The following is a 6,643-nucleotide window of genomic DNA, read 5'->3' as shown; positions in this document are numbered from 1 at the left end:
GGTCGCACAAGGGCCTCAATAATCGGGCCGAAAATAGCCATCTGCCGTTTAGGAAACGGGAGCGAACCATGCAAGGTCATCGGTCACCTGGAGCGTTGCAACGGTTCGTCTCCATGCACTCAGCGACCCGCAATTGTTTCTCTGTTCCATCTCGTCGCCGAGCCGCACACACAATTCGCTACCATCGCCTCGAAGCTTTCGATGCATGGAAAATTGCGGCCTGTTTCGCCTGAATATCTACGAGCCCCTGGCCTTTCCGGCCAGAGAAACTTAACGTGACAACACCGGATAACAGCCATCGGTTATTGGTTCGAAGGGCGCCCCAGAGAGTAGGGAACCATGCCCACCAATGGCTGTCTGCGGTCAATCCACGTTTTGGATTGCGCCACCGATATCGCCTTCACCCAAGTGCTGCGCCGGATCAACGCCCGTCCGCCCATCAGAACCGCTTTGCCGACGCAACCATCTGTTTAGCTCAGCAGCCTCTGCAAGCTCCCTGTCGCGAGCAATTCATCAGCCAGAGCCATCATTGGCGGCAGAGGATAGTGATCACCATTGTCGCGCAAGACACGGATATGGCTTACGGCCTTCTCGAAATCGGGAAAAGCGCTCGGGTCTTTCAAATGCAGGTAGAGGGCGAGCACCGCAACCGAACGGGAACGACCGCCACGGCAATTGACCAGCACATTGCCCGCACGGTGCGCCGGATAATAAGGTTTGCCCGGACTCGCCTGTGTTACCAGCCCATCAAGAGCGAGCACTGCTGCGGCCATATGCGCTACATTGTTACCTTCGCCGTCGATAAGTCCGACTTTCGCCCGTCGCACATGAATACCATCGGGCAGCTGCACTTCCGGCACGTGAATATTGAGTGAAACATTCAAAGAGGAGGTTACATTTTCAGCGAGCATAGCTTGCGGATCAGAAGCGCCAGTCAGATTGCCGACATAAAGCGTGCATGTTCTGCCATTCTCAAGTGTCAGCGTGTGAACCGGCACCAGAATGGCATCGTCATTTTCGGCGCGTTCTTTTGGCGTTTCTTCAATGTTCATCATTACTCTTTTTATCCCGCGTATCACTAACATCAATGATACGGTTTACATTCCAGTAAGCGTCGAGGCTGTTGGTTAATTGGGGGGCATCCGCCAAATTGCCAAAGGCCGGAACCATGATGTCGGCTTTTGTGATTGCACGCAGCCAGCCATGATCGCTGACGCGCGGATGCACATTCCAGCTGGTGCGAGAACCTTTGCCTGAGGCAATCAGCTTACTGGCGCGGCTGTTCGGAGCAATATGGCCGGTGAAGACAAATTTCCACGGTCTGCTGTTATCATTACTGAAATCCTGCAACAGATTATTTGATTTTTCGCTGTCGGCCAAAATAATTACCGCATCATCATCCGTACTTTCCGGTGCTTGAACAATGGTCAGTTGAGGCAACACGGCCTTGATCTGCGCTTTTGTCGAAGGCAGGACTGCGTCGGTTTCATCGGTAGATAAGACCAGCATTTCCTGTCGGATCTGCATACAGATCGAAACCTTCACACCGGCTTCATGCAGGCGTAATACCATTTCAGTGCCGCGTGCCATAATCGGAACCGGGAAAATTGTGCCGGGTTTTGCAAGGTCTGTGAGAATTTCAAACTGTTCGCATAGTGGCTGATCGCGATTGAGATAGGAAATATCCGTCTGCACGATTTTTGCCGGTGGCGGATTGTCAAAGGCGAGAACAGTGGATTCCCTGCTCCAGTCGGCCATATAAATCACACCGCCATCGTTCTCAAAATGTATCCATTGCCCACCGATGGCATGGCCGGAGCGCCCGAGCGTGATGTCCAGGCCAAGAATGCTGGTGCGACCTGTCAGCGGCAGAAGATGACGGGCATGTTCCGGCAGCGGTAACCCCATGACAGACAAAGCGGAGAAAGTTTCGGCACTGGCGTAGACTGGCGGTTTGCCGAAATTTTCCCAAAGATCAATTGCACCCACATGGTCAATATGCCCATGCGACAGGAAAACGGCATCAACATAGTCGATACCTGAAAAATCTGGACGCACGCCAGGTTCCGGGCCTTCACCGATATCGAGTAAAATCCGTTTACCCTTAATATCGAGCAGAAATGCTGCCGGTAATTTGCCGTTGAGGCCGCTGACGCACGTTAAAATTGCCATGGCAGAACTCCTTTGGGCAACCAACGTGAGAATACGACCGATAGCAACATCAAAATCAGAATGCCGAAGATCATCAGACAGCCGACAGCTGCAGCAAGGGTCGAAGCACCACCTTCTTCAAGGAAGATAATCATCGGGCCGATTGTCCGTGTGCTGGACGAGATGAGCAGGATCGATGTCTGTATTTCATTTATCGCGCTCATAAATACGATGATCGCACTAGCAATGGAAACTGGTGCAATGATCGGCCAGATAATATCCTTCATTCGGCGTAAGAAACCTGCACCGGATATTTGAGCGGCTTCTTCCAGCGAGCGGTCAATCTGCTGGTAGCCCGACAAGACAGGTCGCAAGGCCACAGCAAAGAAGCCGGAAATATAAGCGGCCAGAATAATCCATGGGGTTCCGTAGATCGAGATATCGATAACCGGTACAGGTCTAAGAAACAACAAGATCATCGCCACACCCAATGTAACGCCGGGCAATGTATAGGTCAGTTCAGCACCGATATGCAGGAAGCGCACTAGTTTGCCGCGCTTCCATGTCAGAAAATAACCCATGAACAAGGCGCAGATGGTCAGGAATATCACCGCAGTTGTGGTCAGCCACAGTGAGGTCAGGAATGCATCGCGCAAAGAGGCATGACTGAACAGTGCGGAAGTGAAATTTTTGAGTGTGAGTGTTTCAGTCGTCAACGCCAGACCATAGGCTGGCACCAGCGAGGTTTGTAAAAGCGCACTGAAAGGCAGAACCATGCTGATAATGAGATAAAGCCAGACAATCGCCGAAATTGGACGCTCATATCTACCCAGCGGCATATTGAAACCACGACCGCCCATGTCAACGCGGCTGTCACCACGGTTCATACCGAAATTTGCCAGCACAATGGCGGCAATGGTCAGTGCTGCCAGCACGAGTGACAGAGCTGCCATGTTCGGCAGTGCGTTGGGTCCAATATTGTTGATCTGCTGATAGATCTGGGTGATCAGCGTAGGAACTCGTGCCGGTATTCCGAGCATTGCCTGAATGCCGAAATTGCTGATCGCAGATACGAAGGACAAACAGGCCGCAGCAATCAGCCCACCTCGGGCAAGTGGCAGGATAATGGTAAGCAAAACACGTATCCGGCTGGCGCCGGCAGCACGGGCTGCCTCAGTCAGGTTAACCGGAATGCGTTTGAGACTACCCTGCAAAGCCAGATAAACCAGTGGCGCATTGTAGATGCCAAGTACCAGAACGATTCCACCGATTGAATAAAGCGGATGTTTGCCGCCCGGTGCCACAGAAATTCCGAGCAGATTAAAAATCGGGCTAGATGGAGAAAAGGCTTGTAACCAAGCCATCGCAATCACCTGTGGCGGGATCATCAGTGGCAGCACAAAGGCGAAAACGGCAGCGGACTTGGCGCGTAAATCGGTCTGGATCACCAGCACAGCGAATATCGTGCCGACGACCAGAGAGAAAGCTGTTGCGGCAACGGCGATAATCAGCGTGTTGATGATCGCAGCACTGGTCTGGCTGCGCAGGAATAGCTTGTTGAGACGGTCAAAAGCAAAGCTGCCATCATCTAAAAGCGCAGACACGACCAGTCGCATTAATGGTGCTATAGAAACCAGAACCACCAGTAAGGTCAGGAAGATCAGAACAGTTGTTTGCGACGGCAGGCGTAAAGATGGAAAATGCGCCAACCATGATTGGCGCATTTCCTGTGTTTTAGTGTGAGCATTCATTGAATTCAGCCACCAAAAATATTGATGAATTTCTCACGGGCTTCAGCATCTTCTTTGACGGCTTTGTCTACATCAAGCGACATAAGCTTTACGTCATCAACGGAAGGCATGCCTTCAGGGGAAGGGACGCTTGACAGTACGGGAATGTAGCCCTGCTGTGCTGCCAGTTTCTGACCATCTTCGGAAAGAACGAACGCAACAAATTTCTTGGCGGCTTCCGGAACGGAAGTTGATGCCATGATGGCTACCGGCTCTGAGAAGAAGCTTGAACCCTCTTTCGGATAGATAAACTCAACCGGAGAGCCAGCTTTTTTTGCGCGCAGAACATCCGCATCGATATTGATGCCATAGTTGACCTGGCCGCCAGCAACAGCCTTCAGAACGGGGCCATTGCCGCCTTCAGGAACAATGTTAAGCTCATTGAGACGGTTATAATATTTCCAGCCCCATGCCGGATCTTGCAACTGGCTGTGCATGTGGACGAGTGCCGCGCCAGAATAAAGCGGGCTGGGAGCTGCGATCTGTCCGGCATTTTCATCCACGAATAGTTCAGCCCAGCCCTTCACAGGCTTGGAAGTCTTCGTATTATATACAATGCCGGTCGTTGAAAGCTTGGTTCCGAAAAAGGTTTTATCCTGGTCGTAGAGTTTAGAATCAATATTTTCTACCGGAGCTTCTGGCCATGCGAGCAACTGGCCATCTTTTTTCAGAATGCCCAGATTAATAGCATCGGCAACCAGCAATACGTCGGCCTTCACTGCACCGGCCTGCCGCTCGGCTGTGAGAATATTCATCAGCTGTGATGTGCCGTTGCGCATCCATTCGACTTTAATGTCGGGATTTTTTTCCATGAAGGCATCAACAGTCTGCTGTGCAATTTCTGGCGACTGGGACGTGTACAACATAAGGGTCGACTGCGCATAAAGTGCAGAAGAACTCATGAGAAGTGCAGCGGTTGCGAGAACTAGACGCATTGTAATTGCTCCTGGGAGGTAAGGCTTAATTTCTGTTGGCTCTGGGAGAAGTTTTGTTCATTTTGTGCATCGGGAATGCACCAGAGATCGGAAAAGGAAATCGAGGCCAGATGACCGATTTCCGGAATGAAATCAGCATTATCATTCACCTCGGCATGTATGCTCAGTTCAGGCGCATCATGCGGGGATACGGTGATTGACCAGAAGCCGCCGCGATAAACACGATTGGTCACACGTACCGGTGCGCCGTCCGCATTATAATCCTTGATGCGGATATCCTGCGGATGTACGCACGCCTGCGCTTCGGCACGTGGCTGCTCATTAGCGCTACAGCGCATCGTGACCTGATGGCCGAGAAATTCACCACTCGCCTGACCGTTGCCGTTGCGGTGGATATTTTCAACGGGCAGCACCATGCCGTTACCGATGAAGGTCGCAACGGTTGCATTTGCGGGTTCACGATACAGCGTGATCGGTGAGGCATATTGCAGAATATGGCCTTTATCCATCACCGCAATCCGGTCAGCCAGCGCCATCGCTTCCGACTGATCATGGGTGATATAAAGTAGTGTTGCGCCGCTTTCCTTATGGAAACGCCGGAATTCGTCTTCCATGGTTGAGCGCAGATGTACGTCGAGATTGGCAAGCGGTTCATCGAGCAAAACGATACTGGAACCGGCGGCGAGACAACGGGCAAGGGCAACGCGCTGACGTTGTCCGCCGGATAAATCAGCCGGGCGGCGTTCGGCAAACGGCCCCAAATTGACCTTGTCCAATGCCTGCGCGATACGGGCCTGACGCTCGGTCTTTGCAATGCCTGCAACTTTCAAAGCATAGCCGACATTCTCAGCGACCGACATATGTGGCCACAGCGCGTAGTTCTGGAAAACAATACCGATATTGCGATGTTCAGGTTGAACCAGTGTACCTGCATCGTTGGCCACGATCTGATTTCTGATCTCGATCTGACCGCTATTGTTGCTTTCAAAACCGGCGATCAGGCGTAACAACGTGGTCTTGCCACAGCCGGAAGGGCCAAGAACAGCGACAAACTCGCCTTCATTAATTTCAAAATGAATATTTTCTAAAACAGTTGTTTCAGCATATTTTTTACTGACATTCGTCAGACGTAATCCAGACACCAAAGCAACCCTTACTGGTTATGTTGGGCGCTGAATATGCAGCTTATGTGAACGTGGCATGACGCCGCGATGAAGAATTTTTGAAACTCAAATGCTTGGGATGGAGTTGCGTAATCTTTGTTGAGTTCGCAAACGGCACAATAGATTTTCGGCATCATGACAAGAAAACGGGGCCACAGGGCCCCGCTGTATGTTCAGGCATTGAAGATGCTTATCGCAGTTGTATTACCGGCCTGCGGCCTGCTGCGCAAAGACATAGCTGTCATAGGTATATTCAGCAACACGGAACCACTCGAAGCCTTCGTCACGGAATTTCTTCCAGCTTGGATAGATTTTGGCGGTGTTGTCACGTTAAGTTTCTCTGGCCGGAAAGGTCAGCGGCTCGTAGATATTCAGGCGACACCGGCCGCAATTTTCCATGCATCGAAAGCTTCGAGGCGATGGTATCGAATTGCTTGTGCGGCTCGGCGGCGGGACGGAACTGAAAAGCAATTGCGGGTCGCTGAGTGCATGGAGACGAACCGTTGCAACGCTCCAGGTGACCGATGACCTTGCATGGTTCGCTCCCGTTTCCTAAACGGCAGATGGCTATTTTCGGCCCGATTATTGAGGCCCTTGTGCGACC

At 51.7% G+C, this 6,643-nt stretch carries 5 protein-coding genes and 2 pseudogenes; 1 reads left to right on the top strand and 6 read right to left on the bottom strand.

The features are described 5' to 3' along the window. Nucleotides 1-233 (top strand): annotated as a pseudogene (locus tag OPR82_RS22390) (IS6 family transposase); the annotation flags it as partial. Nucleotides 234-470: 237 nt separating this feature from the next. Here the strand turns inward: OPR82_RS22390 and OPR82_RS22385 are convergent. The 6 genes and pseudogenes from OPR82_RS22385 to OPR82_RS22360 form a co-directional block, all read right to left on the bottom strand. Beyond that, a complete protein-coding gene (locus OPR82_RS22385) occupies nt 471-1,055 on the bottom strand; it encodes a protein-tyrosine phosphatase family protein (protein WP_265987168.1) in 585 nt (194 codons plus the stop codon). Then, a complete protein-coding gene (locus tag OPR82_RS22380) occupies nt 1,042-2,172 on the bottom strand; it encodes an MBL fold metallo-hydrolase (protein ID WP_265987166.1) in 1,131 nt (376 codons plus the stop codon). Before OPR82_RS22380 ends, OPR82_RS22385 begins: the two co-directional genes overlap by 14 nt. Further along, on the bottom strand, nt 2,160-3,902 hold the full coding sequence (locus tag OPR82_RS22375) for an ABC transporter permease (RefSeq protein ID WP_265987165.1): 1,743 nt from the start codon (nt 3,900-3,902) through the stop codon (nt 2,160-2,162). Before OPR82_RS22375 ends, OPR82_RS22380 begins: the two co-directional genes overlap by 13 nt. Before the next feature lie 5 nt (nt 3,903-3,907). Continuing rightward, the gene (locus OPR82_RS22370; protein ID WP_100559845.1) at nt 3,908-4,876 is read right to left on the bottom strand and encodes an ABC transporter substrate-binding protein; all 969 of its coding nucleotides are present in this window, start codon (nt 4,874-4,876) and stop codon (nt 3,908-3,910) included. Then, complete coding sequence (locus OPR82_RS22365; protein WP_265987161.1) at nt 4,867-6,018, bottom strand: ABC transporter ATP-binding protein; 1,152 nt, start codon at nt 6,016-6,018, stop codon at nt 4,867-4,869. Before OPR82_RS22365 ends, OPR82_RS22370 begins: the two co-directional genes overlap by 10 nt. 392 nt (nt 6,019-6,410) lie before the next feature. Continuing rightward, nucleotides 6,411-6,643, bottom strand: a pseudogene (locus tag OPR82_RS22360) (IS6 family transposase); the annotation flags it as partial.

This window comes from Ochrobactrum chromiisoli, assembly GCF_026241335.1.
Taxonomy (GTDB): domain Bacteria; phylum Pseudomonadota; class Alphaproteobacteria; order Rhizobiales; family Rhizobiaceae; genus Brucella; species Brucella chromiisoli.
This window is presented reverse-complemented; position numbering and strand designations above follow the sequence as displayed.

Bases quoted from the DNA above. Each gene is read 5' to 3' on its own strand.
- OPR82_RS22385 (WP_265987168.1), bottom strand. From the start codon at position 1,055: ATGATGAACATTGAAGAAACGCCAAAAGAACGCGCCGAAAATGACGAT.
- OPR82_RS22380 (WP_265987166.1), bottom strand. From the start codon at position 2,172: ATGGCAATTTTAACGTGCGTCAGCGGCCTCAACGGCAAATTACCGGCA.
- OPR82_RS22375 (WP_265987165.1), bottom strand. From the start codon at position 3,902: ATGAATGCTCACACTAAAACACAGGAAATGCGCCAATCATGGTTGGCG.
- OPR82_RS22370 (WP_100559845.1), bottom strand. From the start codon at position 4,876: ATGCGTCTAGTTCTCGCAACCGCTGCACTTCTCATGAGTTCTTCTGCA.